Annotated in this window: 18 protein-coding genes; 6 read left to right on the top strand and 12 right to left on the bottom strand. The window is 35.1% G+C overall.

All coding sequences use genetic code 11. The features are described from left to right. Positions 1-78: 78 nt before the first annotated feature. The 8 genes from NTX22_08535 to NTX22_08500 all read right to left on the bottom strand — a co-directional run bounded on the left by NTX22_08535 (position 79) and on the right by NTX22_08500 (position 12,651). Entirely contained in the window at positions 79-2,856 is a 2,778-nt protein-coding gene (locus tag NTX22_08535) for a hypothetical protein (protein ID MCX6150553.1), read from the bottom strand. Positions 2,857-3,032: 176 nt separating this feature from the next. After that, positions 3,033-5,507, bottom strand: a complete 2,475-nt coding sequence (locus tag NTX22_08530) for a TonB-dependent receptor (protein ID MCX6150552.1) — start codon at positions 5,505-5,507, stop codon at positions 3,033-3,035. Between the two features lie 76 nt (positions 5,508-5,583). Continuing rightward, positions 5,584-6,441, bottom strand: a complete 858-nt coding sequence (locus NTX22_08525; protein ID MCX6150551.1) for a MurR/RpiR family transcriptional regulator — start codon at positions 6,439-6,441, stop codon at positions 5,584-5,586. Between the two features lie 118 nt (positions 6,442-6,559). Next, complete coding sequence (locus NTX22_08520; GenBank protein ID MCX6150550.1) at positions 6,560-7,672, bottom strand: T9SS type A sorting domain-containing protein; 1,113 nt, start codon at positions 7,670-7,672, stop codon at positions 6,560-6,562. A 31-nt stretch (positions 7,673-7,703) separates the two neighbouring features. Further along, the gene (locus tag NTX22_08515; GenBank protein ID MCX6150549.1) at positions 7,704-9,092 is read right to left on the bottom strand and encodes a TIGR00366 family protein; all 1,389 of its coding nucleotides are present in this window, start codon (positions 9,090-9,092) and stop codon (positions 7,704-7,706) included. Continuing rightward, positions 9,092-9,961: a cyanophycinase gene (locus NTX22_08510; protein MCX6150548.1), complete on the bottom strand. Its 870-nt coding sequence runs from the start codon at positions 9,959-9,961 to the stop codon at positions 9,092-9,094. Before NTX22_08510 ends, NTX22_08515 begins: the two co-directional genes overlap by 1 nt. Then, positions 9,958-11,067, bottom strand: a complete 1,110-nt coding sequence (locus NTX22_08505) for a M20/M25/M40 family metallo-hydrolase (protein ID MCX6150547.1) — start codon at positions 11,065-11,067, stop codon at positions 9,958-9,960. Before NTX22_08505 ends, NTX22_08510 begins: the two co-directional genes overlap by 4 nt. Positions 11,068-11,184: 117 nt before the next feature. Further along, positions 11,185-12,651, bottom strand: coding sequence for an aminotransferase class I/II-fold pyridoxal phosphate-dependent enzyme (locus tag NTX22_08500; GenBank protein ID MCX6150546.1), 1,467 nt, complete (start codon positions 12,649-12,651; stop codon positions 11,185-11,187). Positions 12,652-12,810: 159 nt separating this feature from the next. On the opposite strand from NTX22_08500, the gene NTX22_08495 reads away from it, so the two are divergent. The 4 genes from NTX22_08495 (at position 12,811) to NTX22_08480 (ending at position 14,624) form a co-directional block, all read left to right on the top strand. Continuing rightward, on the top strand, positions 12,811-13,260 hold the full coding sequence (locus NTX22_08495) for a septal ring lytic transglycosylase RlpA family protein (protein MCX6150545.1): 450 nt from the start codon (positions 12,811-12,813) through the stop codon (positions 13,258-13,260). A 176-nt stretch (positions 13,261-13,436) separates the two neighbouring features. Further along, complete coding sequence (locus NTX22_08490; protein ID MCX6150544.1) at positions 13,437-13,664, top strand: DUF6132 family protein; 228 nt, start codon at positions 13,437-13,439, stop codon at positions 13,662-13,664. Next, complete coding sequence (locus NTX22_08485; protein MCX6150543.1) at positions 13,642-13,857, top strand: DUF1858 domain-containing protein; 216 nt, start codon at positions 13,642-13,644, stop codon at positions 13,855-13,857. Before NTX22_08490 ends, NTX22_08485 begins: the two co-directional genes overlap by 23 nt. Positions 13,858-13,976: 119 nt before the next feature. Then, a complete protein-coding gene (locus tag NTX22_08480) occupies positions 13,977-14,624 on the top strand; it encodes a redoxin domain-containing protein (GenBank protein ID MCX6150542.1) in 648 nt (215 codons plus the stop codon). Positions 14,625-14,724: 100 nt separating this feature from the next. Here NTX22_08480 and NTX22_08475 read toward each other — a convergent pair whose 3' ends face one another. From NTX22_08475 to NTX22_08460, 4 genes are all read right to left on the bottom strand, one after another. Further along, a complete protein-coding gene (locus tag NTX22_08475; GenBank protein ID MCX6150541.1) occupies positions 14,725-15,075 on the bottom strand; it encodes a DUF971 domain-containing protein in 351 nt (116 codons plus the stop codon). Between the two features lie 125 nt (positions 15,076-15,200). Continuing rightward, on the bottom strand, positions 15,201-16,070 hold the full coding sequence (locus NTX22_08470; protein MCX6150540.1) for a prohibitin family protein: 870 nt from the start codon (positions 16,068-16,070) through the stop codon (positions 15,201-15,203). A gap of 132 nt (positions 16,071-16,202) precedes the next feature. Beyond that, positions 16,203-17,507 (bottom strand): thymidine phosphorylase, encoded by a 1,305-nt coding sequence (locus NTX22_08465; protein ID MCX6150539.1) that lies wholly within the window; start codon positions 17,505-17,507, stop codon positions 16,203-16,205. Between the two features lie 260 nt (positions 17,508-17,767). After that, positions 17,768-18,640, bottom strand: coding sequence for a Dam family site-specific DNA-(adenine-N6)-methyltransferase (locus NTX22_08460; GenBank protein MCX6150538.1), 873 nt, complete (start codon positions 18,638-18,640; stop codon positions 17,768-17,770). A gap of 88 nt (positions 18,641-18,728) precedes the next feature. On the opposite strand from NTX22_08460, the gene NTX22_08455 reads away from it, so the two are divergent. Together NTX22_08455 and NTX22_08450 are read left to right on the top strand one after the other, a co-directional pair. Further along, on the top strand, positions 18,729-18,977 hold the full coding sequence (locus NTX22_08455) for a helix-turn-helix transcriptional regulator (protein ID MCX6150537.1): 249 nt from the start codon (positions 18,729-18,731) through the stop codon (positions 18,975-18,977). After that, positions 18,967-19,815, top strand: a complete 849-nt coding sequence (locus tag NTX22_08450) for a hypothetical protein (protein ID MCX6150536.1) — start codon at positions 18,967-18,969, stop codon at positions 19,813-19,815. Before NTX22_08455 ends, NTX22_08450 begins: the two co-directional genes overlap by 11 nt. Positions 19,816-19,900 lie beyond the last annotated feature (85 nt).

Raw genomic sequence — 19,900 nt, 5'->3', positions numbered from 1 at the left:
TTCTCATGCTAATTATCTTGATCCACTAATTTGTCCTTTCCTTTTCAAAGCGAAAAGTATGGATTGTATAAAGCCCGGTTACTTTATCACTGCAAACCGGCTTAAGTATTCCGTGTCTTTTGTTTTAACTAAGTAAACATAAATTCCAGGGGCTATTTCTCTTCCACCTTCCGTGCGCAAATCCCAGTTCTCTGTTCCATTTATTGAGTTATGATTTATTGTCTTTACCAAATCTGCGTCGATTGTAAAAATGTGAATAGTACACTCGTTGGGCAGATTAATAAACTGAAGTTGGCGCAGTGGTTCTCTTCTTAATTCTCCATATTCAGGTTCATATAAAGAAGAAACAACGTAAGGATTGGGAACCACTTTTATATTTGAAATATTTTGAACGATTGCATTGTTGTTAATTGATGAACCGATCACCTTAAATTTAAATGCATCCTGCAGCGTTGGTAATTTGGGCACAATTGATTGAACAGAAAATATGTTTCCTGGTGATGGTGGAGTGTTTGCCGGGAAATCAACCTTGCCTTGCAGCCCATTAAACACAAAGTAATCACCGGTATAAACTTTATCAAATCGTTTTAATGTATCCTGATTTGATTTTCTGATCAGCAGACTTATATAATTCTTCCCTTCATTATCAACTCCGATTTTATCAACAGAAACAAGGTATGTTTCATTCTGCAAGGTAGTAGAATCTGCTACAGAAAATAAAATATCAAATTTATCTGTTCCGCCAACTCTTGAAACACTTTTGATTACTTCCGGAGGAATCACTTTAAAAATTACTCCATCTTTAGTTGATTGCAATTGTTTAATGGAAAATGGTCTTGGGGAAATTACAGTATCAACATTATTCCTTATCCCGTAAATTGAAAAAGCAACTTTAAAAAGATCACCGGCTTTGGGTAAGGAATCTGCCGGCGCATTTGCAGGCGGACCAAAAAGTTTCATTTCTACCGGACGCTTACCGCCCGTTCCGGAAATAATTGTATATGAAGACCCGCTTTTATAACTATGTGGATCCGGACTTATGTTTTCTCCTGTTGAGTAATCTATTAGATGAAATGAGCTTTTATTGATGAACTCAATTCCATATGTGTTAATAACTGTTTTAGATGAATCATTCACAATCATCCTGGCGGTAATTTTCTTTTCACCTTTTTCCTGGCGCTGCGAATAAGTAAAGCCAAACTTATATTCATTATCTTTCAGCGAATCATTATCAGCAGGCTGGGTTTCAAAAATATAATTTGAAGTTCCTTTTCCAGATTGTTCTACCTGTCCAGTGGAAACCGGAGTTCTACCCAATGCAGAAGAAGTCGGAATTACCGAAGCAATATTGATTGCATCAGTTGTATTTCCTTTTGGTGATTCAAGACTTGCAACCGAAGAATCGCCGCGATCGTATGCAGTTATACTATACCAGTATTCAAATCCGTTTTCGGCGGTTGTATCCATATAGCTATATTGAATGCCGGCATCAAAACCAATTTTGTCTGCAACATCGTAATCTTTTAGCAACTCCCAGTTTACACCTTTATCCAAACTTCTATACAACCGGTAGCCCTCAAAATCATATTGCCCAGAAAATTTATCTTTAGAATATTCTGCCTTATCGTCCCAGTAAAGAGTAACTCTTCCATCACCGGCAAATGCGCTAAGCTTTGGAGTTACTGGCGGTTTGCTTATTTCAAAATCAAATTTAAAAATATTAAACGCCTGATCTACATATTTTGATATTTCATTGTAATCCCAGCCGGCGGCAATTACAGTGTAAAAAACCAAAGTGTCTCCAACATTCAGTAAGTACGGACCGGAAGCAACATTAGCCGCAATGTCTAATCCCTTTACCGGAATTACTGAAGGATCATCAAAATGAATATCCTGCGCTGAACCAAGATGAAAAAACTTAGAGCGGTAACTTGAATTATATAAACTTTGTGTGCTTGCCATAATTCCATATTGAACTGAATCTATATCTGTGTCATCATCGTAAAGATTGTAGTGCATATCGGTAACACCAAGTTCTTTTCCATTTACAGTTGGCGTTTTTAGGAATGCAACCCCCATGTAACCAGTTTTACCACCGGGCCATTCAGCAGAAATTCCATCATCAAAGAAATAAAGAAAGTTTCTTGATTTATCGAAACCGATTTTGTCATCTGAATATTCCGGAACTCCGCCGCTGACATTTCCAACATCAATATCTGTGTAATAGTTAAAGTAAACACTATCAAGATTTTCTTTCCCTTTGTTTATAACTTCAAATTTGTAGAAGATTAGATTTTTAGCAAAGCCAACACCGTAAGTATATCCAGTCTGCGCAACAACAATTCCCAATACTTTTCTTGAATTATTACTGTCGCTGTAAACACAATAACTATCCTGATCCGATTTGATGATAGGTTTGCCATCTTTATCCTTTATTGGCCAACCTGATGGAGGCCATGTTTTAGGATTATCGCTTATTGCAATCTGAGAAATTTGTTTGTTAATATATCCGCCAACTGCTTCCCATTCTTCATTTGTTGTATATCTCCCCTGGATAACATTACCTGGTACACCAACCATCGGATTGATGCGGTATATGTAATGCATCCCGCTGTTAATCGGAAATTCACCGGAAGGACCCTGGGTTATTCTGCGCGGATAAAGTTTTCCACGGTTCTCAAAATATAATCCAATGTTGCTTGCATTGTGCGCTCCACCAGCACGGTCGCTTATATCCGTTACTTTTTCCAGGTAACCATCTTTCTTTTCCTTGGCTATTTCCTTAACCCCATCCTGCGGAAAATAGCAAACAGTAATTGCTAAAATGAATAATAAGATTAAAAAAGATTTCTTCATTTCTATGCTCATAATTTTTTTATCATCTTAAATTTATTTCAAATGTCTAATCCTTTCATATACTTCACAAGAATGAACTTCGGTTCTTCATTTTTCATTCTTCACTCTACACTCTACATTCTACATTCTACATTCTACATTCTTTGTTCACTCTTTCATCATACTACTTCAAATTCCTAGAACCTCATCCCCATACCAAGTCGTATACTTCGCGGCGGTCCATAGTTGGATGGATCGCGCTGATATTCTATAGATCGGGCGCCAACCAAGGTATATTCCGGATCTCCTGTATCGGTATAAACATAAAGTACATTTTGGTGATTAGTAAGATTTAAGATCTCGGCAAAAACTCTCAACTTCAAATTACCGGGTAAAATTATTTCTTTGCCAATTTCAAGATCAATAGAATAAGTAGCCGGCATACGTAAAGAATTCCGCACTACAAATCCAACATCTCTGCCAGAAGGCGTATAAGGATAACCGGAGCCAGCTCTAAAAATCACACTTAAATCCATATCCTCAAATATCGGCTTACCAAAAACAATTGGACCTTCCTCTGCCGGAATAGTAAATGTTGCAGATGCATTAACCACATGTGTTTTATCAAAATCTAAATAATAAAGCAGCGTTGATTCCGATGTGCCTGGATATTGTTCCGTCTCGGAGGACGCACTTCCTTTTGCAACCGAGTAAGTGTAAGTCAATCCTCCAGAAAAATATTTATCCGGACGAATATCTAAGTTAAGCTCAAAACCTTTCGAGTTAGCATAATCCTCATTCACATAAAGTGTGTAGCCAATGTATCTTCCTTCAACATAAGGGAAAAGATATGTAGTACCGATTAAGCCGGTAATATCTCTGTAGTGTGCAACCAGACTCATAGCAATTCTTTCAGAGAACTGATGCGAAATTCCGACCTCATAAGAAACGGTTCTTTCGGCGTCTAAATTTGGCGTACCAAAAATTGGTTCGCGAACACTTATTTTATATTCTTTATTTTCAAACAGGCGGTTGTAATTTGGGTTCTGGAAAAAATAGCCGTATGAAAAATGAAGTTTGGTTCTATCCGAAATTGGATGAGCAATTCCAATGCGCGGACTTATCTGAGAGCGCGATTTTACTTTTAATAATGAATTTGGATCGAGCGGGTTTTGCCGGAAACTTACATTCGAATTCATATAATCGTAACGTAGTCCAAGATTTATTATCAAATAAGAAAGCTCAATTTTATCCTGAATATAACCTGCGGCTTCGAATGGTTTATCGGTAAAATAATTATCGATATACTGAAGGCGTAAAGGTCGTCTTACACCATCAATGTTATAAAGACTTAACCTATGCTTCTTGTATTGCAGTCCAGCTTTAATTTCGTTAATGCTACCAAGCTGCCAGGTAAGATCGAGTTTAGAATCAATAGTTACAGTGCGGCTGTCTGTTATACTTGATGAATTAGCTTTCGAATAAAAATCCCTGTGTGGTCTTCCATCCTCAAATGTTTCTATATATTCAAAATCTGTTTCTGGAATATAGTTGGAGGTATCGTGATCGAATCCGCGGTAATATCCCTGGTTAAAATATGATACCCGCAGATCATAGAAGAAATTGCTGGCAATTGTATGAGTAAGTGTAAGCATTCCCTGGTAACTATCAGTTTCGTTTTTAGACCATCTCTCCGGAATGTATTTATAGTCGTGAGAATATTCCTGACTTCTGCCCACGCTGCCGCGGTTGGATAAAGTTATTTTAACAGATGGAATAAAGGTGAATGAAAGTTTCCCAACCATGGTTATATCTTTATTATAACCAAACGGCAGATAACTTCCCTGTTTGTTCTGTTCACCCGAAATGAAAAATTTTATATCTTTACTAAAGAGTGGTCCACCGAATGAACCATTGATTCTTAATTCATGAAGTTTAGAATATTCTTTAACTCCAAATTCGCTGGATCGTATTTCAATCTTACCAAAAAACTTGTCGCTGCCTTCGCGGGTTACAATATTAACAACACCGCTAAGAGCGTTTCCATACTCGGCGTTAAACGTTCCGCTTAAAAGACTCATCTCTTGAATTGCATCATTATTTATTTGAGTTGCTAATCCGCCAAGCAAAGGATCCTGCACATACATTCCATCAACCATATAAGCAACTTCATTCGATCTTCCGCCTCTGATATGAAGATTGCTGCCGCTTCCAACAACCCCTGCCTGCATTGAAAGTAATTCAGTAAAACTGGCTACTGGTAAAGATTCTATTTCATCGCGGGTCATTACAGAAACTGTGCTGGTAATATCTTTTTGAATCAATGGGGTTTTTGCGGTTACAATAACTTCAGCAACTTCAAGTGCGGTAGATTTTAGTGAAACGGAAAGATTTGTTGTTTGGTCTACTACAATTTTTACGTTTTGTGTAACAACAGAACCATAACCAATCGAGCTGACTTTTATATTGTAAGAACCAGGCGGAACATTCAGTACAACATAGTTTCCATTTAAGTCTGTGGATGCACCCAAATTTGTACCCTCAAGAATTATGTTTGCACCAACGAGAGGTTCGCCGGTAGCTTCATCCGTAATTATACCGATTACCTTGCCCGTAGTTCCGGCAAAGACTATGTATGGAATACTGATTAAAAGAAATAAAATTCTTTTCATTTACAATCTCCAGGAACAAATTAAATTTTTTATTTTAACTACTGCCTCGGATAAATTTCCGAAGTACTTGAAAACATTAATCAATTGTATTGCTCTGAATTTCCTGAATCTTATTCATCTCCTTCAACATCTTTTTAGCTTTGAGTTTGTTCTTAACGGCGCATTCTGTTGCAATAGCATTTATCATAACGGAAATAGCAGCAAATGAATTTGTGAATAACATATTCTCGCTTTTAACTACCAGGTTAACATTTGAATAAAAAGTGATAGGTGAAGAATGCCGGTTTGTAATTGCCATAACTTTAATCTTTCTTTCAGCAGCAAACTTTGCAGCTTCAATTGTTTCTTTAGAGTAAGGGGGGAATGATAGTGCAATGATCAGATCTTTCTTATCAAGAAATAAAATCTGTTCCAGAAAATTTGCCGAATCAAAAACAAAAGCACGAGCATCAACAGCAACCTGGTTAAGTTGGTATGCAAGAATTTCTGAAAGTAAATATGATATCCCCAATCCAAATGTGTAAACTCTGTTAGAGGAAAGTATCAGTTCAACCGCTTTATGAAAATTTTCTCTTTCATTTAACGCAAGTGTTTCGTTTATATTAGAAATATCCTGATTTGCGACTTCGGTTAAAACATCTTCATTGAATTTACCTTTATCCAGTAACGGAAAAATTTCTTTTTTCTGAAGATGGTTTTGCAGCGTTGTTGCAATTTCGCGTTGAAGCTCTGTGTAACCTGAAAAACCAACCCGTTGCGTAAATCTAATAATTGATGCTACACTGGTATTGGTAGCCTTCGCTACATCATGAATTGTTAAGAAAGGAATCTTATCGAAATTTTCAATAAAGAAGTTGGCAATGTGCTTATGATTAGCCGAGAGACTTTCGTAATGAAGCTGTATTCTTTCTTTTATATGTTTATATCGTACCATAACCAACTTTAATATTGCAGAGATGGGGTGCTTTCATCTCTGCGTTTTGAATTATAAATCAAACCACATAAACGAGGTTGATTCTACCGAAAACATTTTTAATCATAATTAAGTATTTTCATTTAACCAGCAGCATCTTTTTACTTGATGAAAAGCTGCCGGCATTCAAGGTGTAAAAATAAATTCCACTTGTAAGGTTATCAGCAGTAAAATTATAAGTATAATTCCCGGCATCAAATTCGGAATTAATCAAAGTTGAAATTTCCTGCCCAAGCGAATTGAATATTTTAAGAACTACATTTTGACTTACAGGCAAACTGAAAGAAATTTTTGTGCTCGGATTAAATGGATTAGGATAATTCTGTTTTAAAGAAAAACCTGTTGGCATTTTAGAATCATCTTTAGAAACGCTTGTAAGTGTTGCAAATTTATTTTCTGCTGCCGTCATTGCGGTTTCCATCTCGGCTCTGGTTTCTCCGGCTGTAATGGCTAAATAAACTGTAGCAGAGTCACCGCTTAAAATATCAACTGGTGCTGTTGCCATAATTCCAATTCCACCATCTCCGCCAGTAGAAAAAGAAGTGTCTTTTTTGGTATATGTTAACCAGGAAAATATTGCAGTATCTCCCAGCTCATATCCATCGTACCAATCAACCGCTCTAAATGAAACTACTTCTGGTTTAAGGAATTTGAAGCCAACATATTTAGTATTAAAAACTTCGGCAATGTTTTTTGAATTTAAAAAATTAAGTGTTTCGTTTCCATAAACGCCATCAATTTGGGCGATGAACTCTAATCCAATAATAGATCTTTGAGTTGTTGCTTCCTGGTTAATAGCTGTCATCTTTACTAAAAGAAACGCTTCATTATTCCAGCCATAAACATACATTTTTTCAAGAAAGTCCGGTGGTGCACCAGAATATGTATTATCGTACGATCCATATATTTCATAGTCGCTTAGCTTTGGTAAAGTTATAACTTTAGAGGAATCGTGTGCTTCAGCGTCGTTCTTGTAATCAAAGACTTTATCCGCCGCAACACCTATCAACCAAGATGAGCGATCAATCTGACGAAGATTATCAATAGCAGGGAAATGCACTCTAAGTCGCCCATATTCATTTACCTGAACAGCAATTTTTCCGGTTTCAAATTCTACCTGGGGGAAAGAATACGAAGAAACGAAAAGAAGAACGAGCATGGTTAATAATGCTTTCTGTACCAACTTTTTCATTTTACCTCCAATTTATTTTATTGAACAAAATCTAATATCTAAAGAAAAACGGTGGAATAATTAATAACAAGGCAAGAATTAAAAAAAATATTTGAATCGGTAACATCCATTTAAACCATTTATCCCAAGAAATACCAGCTAATCCTAAAACACCCATTGTAACACCGGATGTAGGTAAAATTGGATTTATCCATCCTTCACCAAATTGAAAGGCAAGCACAGCAACAAATCGTGGAATTCCAAGTACATCTGCAAGCGGAGACATTACCGGCATGGTTAAAGCCGCCTGACCGGAACCGGAATGAACAAAGAAATTTATAATTCCCTGCGTAACAAACATAGATTGCGCCGCAACAACCGGGTGAAAATTTGAAATGACATTTGCCATTCCGAACAACATCGTATCTATTATCTTTGCATCTGTTGCTACCACAAGCATTGCACGTGCGCAGGCAATAATCAATGCCACACCGACCATATCTTTAGCTCCCTCTTTGAAGCTTTCTGTAATCTCGTTCAATTTCAGTTTGCCAATTAATCCTGCAATAATTCCAAGCGCAAAAAATAATGCGGCAATTTCTACAATGAACCAATTGTATTCCAATATTCCTATCACCATAACAACCAGGGCAGCAGCAAATGCAAGTAGTACATACTTTTGCGATTTTGTAAATTCTGTTTTTGAATTGTTATCCAGATGAAAAGAGTGTTTTCTTTGTTTATCAATTTCGTAAACTAAACTTTTCTCAGGTTTCTTTTTAATCTTAGAAGCATAGATCATAACAAATGTTATCATAGATGTTGTACTTATTATCCAGATAATAATCCGGTACCAAAGTGCTGTATCGTAAGGAAGTTCAGAAATTTTTAAAGCAATTCCTAAAGTAAATGGATTTAATGTTGCACCGGCAAATCCCGCGGCAGCACCAAGAAATGGAATTGCGGTACCAACAATCGAATCGTAACCAAGCGAGAGTGCAAGTGGAATGAAAATTAAAACAAAAGGCATCGTTTCTTCGCACATTCCGAATGTTGAACCACCGATAGAAAATAAAACCATCGTTGCTGGAATAAAATATTTTTGAAGATGTGGTTTATCAGCCAAAGTTTCAGCCACCCGTTGTAATGCTGAAGTAACGGCTCCTGTTCTTTGAATTATCATGAACGAACCGCCGATTACAAAAAGAAATACTATAATTTCCGAAGCGCTGACAAATCCTTTTATTGGTGCCTGTAATACAGCGCCCAATCCCTGCGGTTCACTCTGGATATAGGTAAAGGAATTAGGAACAACAATATTCCGGTTATCTTTAATTTCTCTTTTATATTCACCACCGGGAATTACCCACGTCATAATAGCAACTAACACAACAATAGCATAAATCATTACAAGTGTGTTAAAGCTGAAATTCTTTTTCATTAATTTTCCGAAATAACACTTTTAGTTTTTAAATTAAATCGATCACCAGATTTTAGAAGATGCATTTTTATTTCTGAAGCTGAAAGATTTCCGTTTTTATCGGTAGTAATTTTATTTGCTTCAGTTGCATCATAAACCATTACAGTATTTTCACCAAGCACATCAAAAGTATTGTCCGGATTAACAATAACAGCTGTAGATTCATCTATTCCTATTCCAAGCAAATTGGGATTTTCTAATACAACTGTAATTAACCGGTTGAGTCTCTTTCGCGTTATAAAATGTTGGTCTACAATAACATTTTTAAAAAAGCCAAAACCTTCGGTTACTTTAACATTACCCTTCTTAATCATTTTAAAAATGTTTGAAGTATCTTTGTTGATCAACTCATCACCGGTAATCATTACTTTGCTCATAATTGCCGCACCGGCGCTTGTTCCGCCTATTACTCCACCTTCATTATAAATCTTTTTTATCTTATCGAGTATTTTTGTACCAAGTAGCGCCGCGGTCAGATTTGCCTGATCACCACCGGAAAAAAATACTCCTTTTACATTATCCAATTTTTTTAGGTTGCTATCAGCATCTGCATTTTGCTTATTGCAATTAATAAAACTGATATTTGAACAGCCATAACTCTTTAACTCTTTTAATTGATATAACGCAGTCTCAACCGGTTCCGAGCTTGCCATCGGGAAAATTACAACTCCGGCATCATTTCCTCCAGCAAGTTCAATGAACTTTCGCATTAAATATTCATCCCTGTTGCCGCCGCCAATAATTACCAGATGTCCTTTCTCCTGGGCAAAAGAACTTAGAGCAATAATAAAAAGAAATATTACAGTGAAAAGTGTTTTTAGGTTTTTCATTTTTTCATTAACTCTAAAGCTATTTCAGATGATTTTTGTAAGTCTTCTAATAAAATAAATTCGTCATTTGAGTGTGGATTTTCTGCACCAATACCAAGATTAACACACGCAATACTTTTCTCATTTAAGGAATTTGCATCGCTGCCACCCCAGGAAATTTGTGGCTTTGGTTCCAATCCAACTTTAGAAATAGTTTCCGAAATCTTCCGGAAAATATCGCTTTCAGGATTAATCCGGTAAGGCTTGAAATCCCACCAATATTTAAAATCGATTTTACCACCAACTTCATCTGCTTTGTTTTCGAATTTTCTTTTTATTTCTTCAAGCTTATTAATTATTTTATCCGGAATCATCGAGCGAACTTCACCTTCAATTTCTGTTAATTCGGGCACTACGTTAACAGCAGTACCTCCTTTAATAATTCCTATGTTTGCAGTAGTATCTTTATCTATCCTGCCAAACTCAAGTTCAGAAATTGCATTGCTTGTAATCTTTATTGAGTCAATCCCTTTCTCCGGTGCAATACCGGAGTGCGCAGCTTTACCAATGATTTTTAATTTAAACCCGGCAGCACCGCAAGACTCGCAAATAAAATTTCCCGGACGCATGTGAGAATCGAAAACAAATCCCATTTGTATAGTGTCTTCGAATAAAATATTTCTTGAGCCTGCCAGAGTTGTTTCTTCTTGTGTGGTGAAAGCAATTGTAAAATCTTTTAAGGGAATTTTATTTTTTATTCCTCTTTCAATTGCATAAAGGATAGCAGCAATGCCAGCTCTATTATCAACCCCAAGAACGGTGGTACCATCCGATGTGATTTTTCCATTTCCAATTTGCGGTTTTACATTTAAGGTTGAACGAGCGGTATCCATATGCGAAATTAAAGCAAAGTTACCACCGTTACCTAGTTTGCACAAAAGGTTTCCAGAGTTACCACCAGATAATACTGCTGAATTATCAATAATTGGATTTAGTTTGAGTCTCCGTAAAAATGAAACTATGAAATCAGTTACCGGTTTTTCCGAGCCTGATAAGGCTTCAATCTTTATTAAATCACAAAAAATTTCTATAAGTCGTTCATCTGCCATCGTAATAATTTTTCCCAATATGAATAATTCTGGAATTCCTGTTACGGAAATACAAAAATTATATTTCAGAGTCAAGTAAAAACTTTATTCTTTTCACCGTTGTTTCTAAAAAGTTTTAAGAAGAAAGAAGGTTTGTTAGTTTTTTTCCAGTTCTTTAATCAGCTCTTCTACGTAATAGAAATTATTTAAGCTGTTCCAGTGCTTTATAAAAACTGTTCTTAGCGATGTAAAGTCTTCCTGCTTCTCGTTGGAATGCGTTGGTAAAACTATTTTGGCTAGCGGTGCAGATGTTACAAATTTTGAAATAATAAATGGCGGACTGGCTGATTCTACAGAAAGTTTATCATATAGTTTAAGAGTAAGTTTGTTCGCTTCAGAAATATTTCTGTTAACAGATTCCTTATAAAAACAATTAATGTCTAAGTCCGGATAATTAAGATTTCTTAACGATTTACTTTCTGACAACAATCTATAGAACTTTTTTGAGGCGGATAAGGAATAATTTATTAGTTTTCCTATCCCGGTTCTATTCGGTGGTAAAACCTTGTAAGTTAAATAGCAGGCAGCCGCCATTGCCCCGGGGCGTGATCCTTCGAGGCTGAACATCCCAATGTTGGGTTTATCTAACTTATGGTAAGTGTAAGGTGCTGTATTTAGAACAACCGCTCTTAACTTTTCATCCCTGTACATTACTGCACCTGCACCATATGATATTAATCCGTGCTTGTGTGGATCTATTGTAATTGAATCTGCTTTACTCATATTTAATAACTGCCGGTAAACAAATTCACTTAAATTCATTGTATCAGAAAAAGATACTTGTTTGAAGTCTTCATCAAGAATTACCGATCTAACAAATCCTCCGTATGCCGCATCAATGTGAAGATGAAAATTATATTTATTTTTTAACTCAAGTATTGATTCAATATCATCAACGCTGCCAGTTCCTGTTGAACCAAGATTTGCCATTACAAACATTGCCGGATTATTTTTAAGCTTTTCTTCAAGAACATTTAAATCCATTCTGAAATTTTTATCAACAGGAACTTCCTCAAAATTGTTTATCCTAAGAATCTTGCAAATCCTCTTCCAGGAATAGTGGGATACTTCCGAAAAATAAACTGCGCCTTCGGGGTAAAAATCTCTTGCCACCCAAAGAGCTTCTAAATTTGCTAATGAACCGCCACTTGTTAAATGTCCCCATCCATTTTCAAATCCAATAAATTTTAAAAGTAACTCAACAACTTCCATTTCCATTTCTGTTGTAACTGGTCCACCTTCATAAGCATGATTATTAGGATTAGACAACATAAAAGATAAATATCCAAGTATTGTTGGCAAAGAAGGATCCTTAACCATCTGTGCAATATACCGTGGGTGAAAGTATGGTAAATTTCCATCGCTCCTTAACAAAAATTTTTCCAGTTCTTCTTCTAATTTTGAATTTTCTAAAATTTCTTTTGGATAAATTTCTGGATCGGTAGGGAAAAAGGATTTCCTCCACTCGGCTTGGTGGTCTAAAACCCGGTTTACCAACTTCTTTAACAGATTTAAGTTCTCGGCTTTCGGACCAAGGTAGTTTATAAACAATTCATCATTCATTTAATTCTCTTTTTAACTTTTCACAAATTTGCTGGTAAAGTTAATTATTGCCGCAATCAAAATCGAGCCGTTAAAAATTATTAAACCAGGAGCGATGGAAAATTCCACTTGATTTCTTCTTACAAAATTTTGCTTTATATTGACAAAAATTCTTTTAAAATGAAATCACATTTTTACAATATTATCTTATTATTTGGTTTCCTGTTTATTTCCTGTAGTTCTTCTACACGATTTTCTAATGAAAAATCGGAATGGCAATCTAAACATCAATTGCATAAACGATCAGATTTTATTACGCCATCCAAAACAACCACAGGTACAGCTTCTTATTATGGTAAAAAATTTAATGGTAAGAAAACAGCCAGTGGTGAAATGTACAATATGTTTGATTTATCAGCATCTCATAAAACCTATCCGCTTGGAACCAAAGTGCGGATAACTAATTTGAAGAATTATAAATCGATTGTTTTAATAATAAATGATAGAATGCCAGCAAGAAATAACCGAATGATTGATCTTTCTTACGGAGCAGCAAAAGAATTGGATATGCTCAAATCTGGATTGGCTGAAGTGAAAATAGAAGTATTGGAATGGGGAAAGAAAAAATAGAACTACAATAGACTAACCGGGATTCTTCGAATAAATTATTCAACTGTGCTTTTATATTGATATTTATTTCATCCCATAGAATTTGTTGGCTGGTGTATAAAAGTTAAAGAAAGATAAGCATAGATGATGAATCTTTTAATAAATAGCACCATCTTATTCTACAAAGAGGATAAAAATTGTTTCTAAATGATAAAATAAAATATTTTGCAAAAAGATTTTTACCCATTTTAGGTGGAGCATCACTTGGATTTGCTTATTACTATTTTATCGGATGCAAATCCGGCTCCTGTCCAATAAAAAGCAATCCCTACTATTCAACATTTTATGGCGCTGCGGTTGGTTTGATATTCGCTCTACCAGGAAAGAAAAAAAATGACACCGATGGAAACAATTCAAATAAATAAAAATATTCTTATAGAAGATCTTATAGAGATTTTACCAGAAGCAGTAACTTATTTGATGGAACATGGGATACGCTGCCTGCGATGCGGTGAACCAGCTTGGGGAACACTGGAAGATTCCGCAAAAGAAAAGGGCTTTGATGATGAAAAGATTAACAAGTTTGTGAAGGAATTAAACCAGTTAAAGAAAGAATAAACTATTAATTGAACAACGACATTTATTGTATTCAATTCTACCTGCTTTACTGAGTTTAATTCGTTATAAAAATTCTTTATTTTAACAAGCAAATAATTGAAAAGAGAAAGGAAAAATTAATGAACCCAAAGAACGCAAAACCAAAAGAAAGAAAAATCGGGACACAAAAGGTTGAAAAAAAACCGTTAATAGATCCACGTTATAAAAACCTTATTTATACAGTAGGATTCATTGCAGTAATATTGGTTTTCTTTATAGTAAACAATTCTCAAAGCGAACCGGAACAAGGACCATATCCGCCCAACTATAACCCGGCAACTCAATCCGTAGCAAATCCTTTTGAAGGAAAGATGGCTCCGGATTTTGAGCTTAAAACATGCGATGGAAAGAAACTTAAACTTTCTGATTTCAAAGGCAAAGTTATTCTACTCGATTTTTGGGCAACCTGGTGCGCCCCATGTAGAAGAGGCATTCCCGACTTAGTTGCTTTGAAGAATGAATATAAAAATAAAGGATTAGAAATTATCGGTGTTTCTTTAGATCAGGATAACACAATTGCTAATGTTCTTCCTTTTATAAAGGAATTTAAAATAAACTATCCGGTTGTTTATTATAATATGGATATTATCCAGAATTATGGCGGGATTGAATCCATTCCAACATCATTTATAATTAATAAAGATGGAAAAGTTGTTAAATCTTATATCGGATTAACTGAGAAAGCTATTTATAATAAAGAGATTAAGAAACTTTTAGCAACATCATAACCGAACTTCTAAAAGCAAAAAAGGAACACCGAATTGTGAAGTAAAGACTTCATCGTTCGGTGTTTTTTATTCTACTTCGTTATTCAAATTATTACTGAATTCAATCTTCGTGTTCAAAATCCTCATGCAGGTTACTCTTCACGTTTAAATATTCTCCCCAGCGATAAAGCAGATCCCAGGAATAAATTCCGTAATCGTATCCGTCTTTCCATTTGATGTTAACTGCGTACTCGCCAACCAAGTCAAGTTTTGCAACTTCATATTTACCGGGTAAATCGGGTCCCTTTTTTAATGGTTCATATTGTTTCCATAAGATTGTTTCGCCTTTATTGCCGGCATCTGGTGATTCATCACGTAAAAATTTTAATGGAAACGAATGAACTTTTCCATTTCCCCAAGTGATGGTAATTGACTCTATTCCATTAAGTTTTATTTGCGTTGGTGATATCATAATTATATTAAATATTTATTCTTGATTAATGAATCTCAAACAAGAAATGCTGAACTTCAAAAGAATGATTCAGCCTTCAAGATTCTCACGAAGTGATGCCTACGGCACTTGTCCAATTTTAAAAATTAATTGTTTCCTAAAATCAACGGCAGCCCACTCTTTCCGGATCCTATAACAACGATTTTGGAATTGGGAGAATTTGCAAGTTTTTCTGTCGCTTCAATTCCTTTCCATTTAAGCAGCTGTTCGCTAATTCCTTTAGAAACAATATCCTGAAAATCTGCAATACCTTTTGCTTCAATTCTCTTTCGATCAGCTTCCTGAGATTCTTTCTTTAAAATAAATTCCATTCGCTGGCTTTCCTGTTCTGCTTTTAATTTTTCTTCAATCGAAGCTGTTAGTCCCGCAGGCAATATTACCTGACGTAAAGGTGCTGACTCAATTGTAATTCCTCTCGGTTCCACCAACCTAGATAATTCTTTTTCCATTTCTTTGCCAATCAAATCTCTTTCAGCCGTATATAAAGCTTTCGCCTCATAGCGTGCGGTAATGCCTCTTACAACAGAACGAAACTGTGGAATTAAAATTATGTCGTTATAATTTTCTCCAACAGTTTTATAAATGCGCGAAGCATTATCCGGATTAAGGTGATAAAGCAAACTAATTTCAAGCTGAACGTTCATACCTTCTTTGGATGGGACGTTCATTGTTTCTTTCAGTTCCTGAGTTTTGATTGTAAACTTAACAATATTGGCAAGTGGATTTACAATATTTACACCTGCTTTAAGCGTATTATCGCTAACAGTTCCAAGAAAATCAACTACACCAACCGAACCCGCCGGGATAACAGTGAACAACTGAATAAATGCAATAAATATTGCTACGATGCTTCCGATTTTTGCAAAAGTTGCTTCCGAGTTACTAAGTCGTTTTTTTGCGTTTAGATAAACCAAAAAGGCAACAACAGCAGCTAATAATGAAATTATAAACACCATCTTTATTTCTCCTAATCTATTTACCGTTAATTTTAATTTCACATTGAAAAATAAAAACGCAATTTAGTTTTAATTGATTTAGTTTGTAAAAATCCTTTTCTAATTTGCAAAATATAATTCCATAGAAAGGAATCAAACTATCACATCATGAATAAGATTGTGTTTCTCCGGTTTTTCATCTGAAAAAGAAATGATTGAATATAATCTTTTCTTTAGTTCATTAACAACTCTTTCCTTATCGGTATGTAATTCAGCAATAACATCGCCGGGTTTTACTTTATCACCAATTTTTAAATTAAAGATTATACCGGCTTTGGGATCGATCTTATCTTCTTTTGTTAACCTTCCAGCGCCAAGCTCAAGGGAAATCATTCCGAGCTGGTAATTATCAATCTTGGAGAAATAGCCATCTTCTTTTGATAAAACTTTTTCAATGATTTTTGACTTAGGATATTCTTCTGGATTATTAACCAGGTTTACATCGCCACCTTGTAGTTCTACAATCTTAACAAATTTATCAAACGCTTTACCACTTTTAATCATCTCCCTGGAAATTTCTATTCCTTCATCAAGAAACTGTGCTTTACCGCTTAAACAGATCATTGCACCGGAAAGATTTAATGTAACTTCCAGAAGATCACTAACATTTTCTCCCTGCAATACTTTAATTGATTCATAAACTTCCAGCCAATTACCTATATAATTTCCAAGCGGCTCATTCATATCCGTTACAAAACTTATAACTTTTTTCCCAAACATCTTTGCAGTTTCCATCAGTGAGATAGCGAGTTTTTGTGAATCATGCAATTCTTTCATAAAAGCACCGCTGCCGGTTTTTACATCAAGCACTAATCCATCAATTCCTTCTGCTAATTTTTTGCTCATTATACTTGCTGTTATTAGCGGTATCGATTCAACAGTTGCGGTAACATCTCTTAATGCGTAAATAAGTTTATCGGCGGGAGCAATATCTTTTGTTTGCCCAATTAAAACAGCACCGCAATTTTTTAGAACTGCTTTATATTTTGCCAAACTTAGATTTGTACTAAAACCCGGGATAGCTTCCAATTTATCCAGCGTGCCACCAGTGTGCCCCAATCCTCTTCCGGAAATCATCGGAACCGTTAAACCTGCTGCGGCAACAATTGGTGCAAGAATTAGTGACGTCTTATCGCCAACACCACCGGTAGAATGCTTGTCTACTTTAAATCCTGCAATTGCATTTAAGTCAATCACCTTTCCGCTGTAAAGCATGGCTTTTGTAAGAGAAGCGGTTTCTTCCTTGTTCATTCCTTTAAAATAAATTGCCATCAGCAGGGCAGAAAACTGATAATCGGGAATTTTATTGGAAGTATAAGATGAAATAAGAAAATTGATTTCTTCCTGGTTTAATGCTGCTCCATTTCGTTTTTTGCGGATTAGTTCTACTGTGTTCATATTTATTAGTCGATGGCTTTTTATAAAGCAAATATAGTTGAAGTGCAAAAGAATAACGAATCAAAACTAAACAATATTTTTTAGGTTACTTGATTATTTTTCTTCTGGAATGCATGTATTAATCTATCTTTAACGTTCGTAGTTTACATTGACTTTCAGATGCGGCGTGCCAGTCTGTTCAAAAACCCTTATAGAAAGGTTCATTTTTTAAGTGAGAATAGGGTGTAGAACTTAGAATAATTACAATTATTGTTGGGAAATTAGTATGTAAGTAGAAGACGGTCAGATACATCCTCCCTTTCCAAGGTTTGACCAATAAGTTGAAATCTTCTTAACATTGACCTACCACAATCGATAAAGATTTCGTTTTGAAAAAGATCATCGGGAATTGGCAAATTACAAAGTAAACTTCCTGACTTTTTCTTGCCATCAATGCTCAATGCAACTTTAACACCCTTTATCTTTGCCTTTTCGATCTCAGTCAACAATTCTTCTAATTTAAAATCTTGCGCACCGTAAAGAATTGATTGGCTATGAGAATATGGCGGATCGCAATAAATTAAATCATCAAATCTTGCTTGTGCAAATGCTTCCTTGTAATCACAGTTAGCAAAGTCTACATTTTTAACTCTATTACTCCATTCAGTCACACGTTTTGCAAAACTCTCGCTGGGAATAGGATTATGGATACCACATGGAGTCGACATATAACCATCTGCTTTTCTAAATCGAACGATTCCACCATAGCAAGCACGGCTTAGATAAAGAAAGTCCGGTCCATTTGGTTGCTTATTGTATGATGCTTTAATAGCCTCGTAAACTTCTTCTTTCGCTTCCTTCCCTATTCGTTTTCTTCTTTCAGCATACCATCCAATTAATGTTTTCGGATCCTTTTTTAACATCATCCAAATTTCCATCAAGGGCTTGAAGGTATCTGATCCAAGACCACTATGTGGTACTATAGTAGCCAATATTGCCCCACTTCCAAGAAAAGGTTCAAAATATCTTCCATAATCAGTCGGAAAATATTTCGTTATTTCAACTGCAAATTTTTGTTTATTTCCGATCCACTTTAAAAGTTGAGCTTTTGGAGGATAATAACTTATATATTTGTTTTCAAGAGTTAGCTGCATGCTTCCTATGTTCTTTAAAATAAATATAAGTAAACAAATGCCATTATCCTAATTTGGGATATACTATTATAGGATATAGTTTTCGATCATGAAAAAAACATTAAATAGCAAAGAACACAAAATTCTACTTGAACAGCTTTATCAACAACGAATTGCTTCTGGATTGCGTCAACAAGATCTAGCGATAAAATTAAAAGTACCACAGTCTTTTATCAGTAAAATAGAAAGTGGCGAAAGACGCCTTGATATTATTGAATTAAGGGCAATATGCAAATATCTTAATACAAATCTATTAGAATTTATAACCGTATTGGAAATGAAACTTAATGAAACCTGAAATTAAATTTCTAAATCAACCACTTGAATTCTGGGCTAATATAAAACTCATTGGTCAGAAAATTGGTTATACTGAAAAAGGAACAACAAAAGTAAAAATACCAAAATTTGAAAATATACAGATCATTTATAAATCACTTGGGCTTGATAGTAGTAAAATATTTAATAATGAAATTCTCACACCATTTGGTGACTTACTGATTGAGTATTTTCAACATCGTGCAAAAATTCTTAATGATATTGTTGAACCAAACTTAATGGATAAAAATGAAGCAAAAATGCTTTTTAATAAACTAAAAAAAGAATTGAAACCCCAATGTCCAATTCCTATGAATAAACAATCAGGAAAGAAAAGAACTCCTGCGTTTTTTACCGGGATAATAAATATGCTTATTGAAGCAAATTCCAAGGGTTATCATTGTAACTATGCTCCAATGGAATTGACAGCATTCACCCAAAATAATTTCCCAATAAGAATTTTATCACGTAGAATTGATGGTTGTTTTCCAGATGTTATTAATCCTATTGCTTTATGGGAGATAAAAGAATATTACTATACAACAACTTTTGGTAGTAGAATTGCTGACGGGATATATGAGACACTTTTGGATGGATATGAGCTTACCGAAACTCGGGATTTCCTTAATAAAAATATTAATCATTACTTAATGGTTGACGCATATGATACCTGGTGGAAGCAAGGTAAATCTTATCTCTGCAGGATTTGTGATATGCTTCATATGGGCTTTTTAACTGAAGCATTATTCGGGAAAGAAGTAGTTGATCGTATTCCGCAACTTGTTAAAGAATGGGTGAAAGAACTCGATAAGAAAAATTGATTGATCTAAATCTATTCAAATACTTAGTAACTTCATCCATCCTCATATAATTTAAACTCGAGAACATAAAAAACTTATCCGTGGT

This window comes from Ignavibacteriales bacterium, from assembly GCA_026390815.1.
In the GTDB taxonomy this organism is placed as follows: Bacteria; Bacteroidota; Ignavibacteria; order Ignavibacteriales; family SURF-24; genus JAPLFH01.
This window is presented reverse-complemented; position numbering and strand designations above follow the sequence as displayed.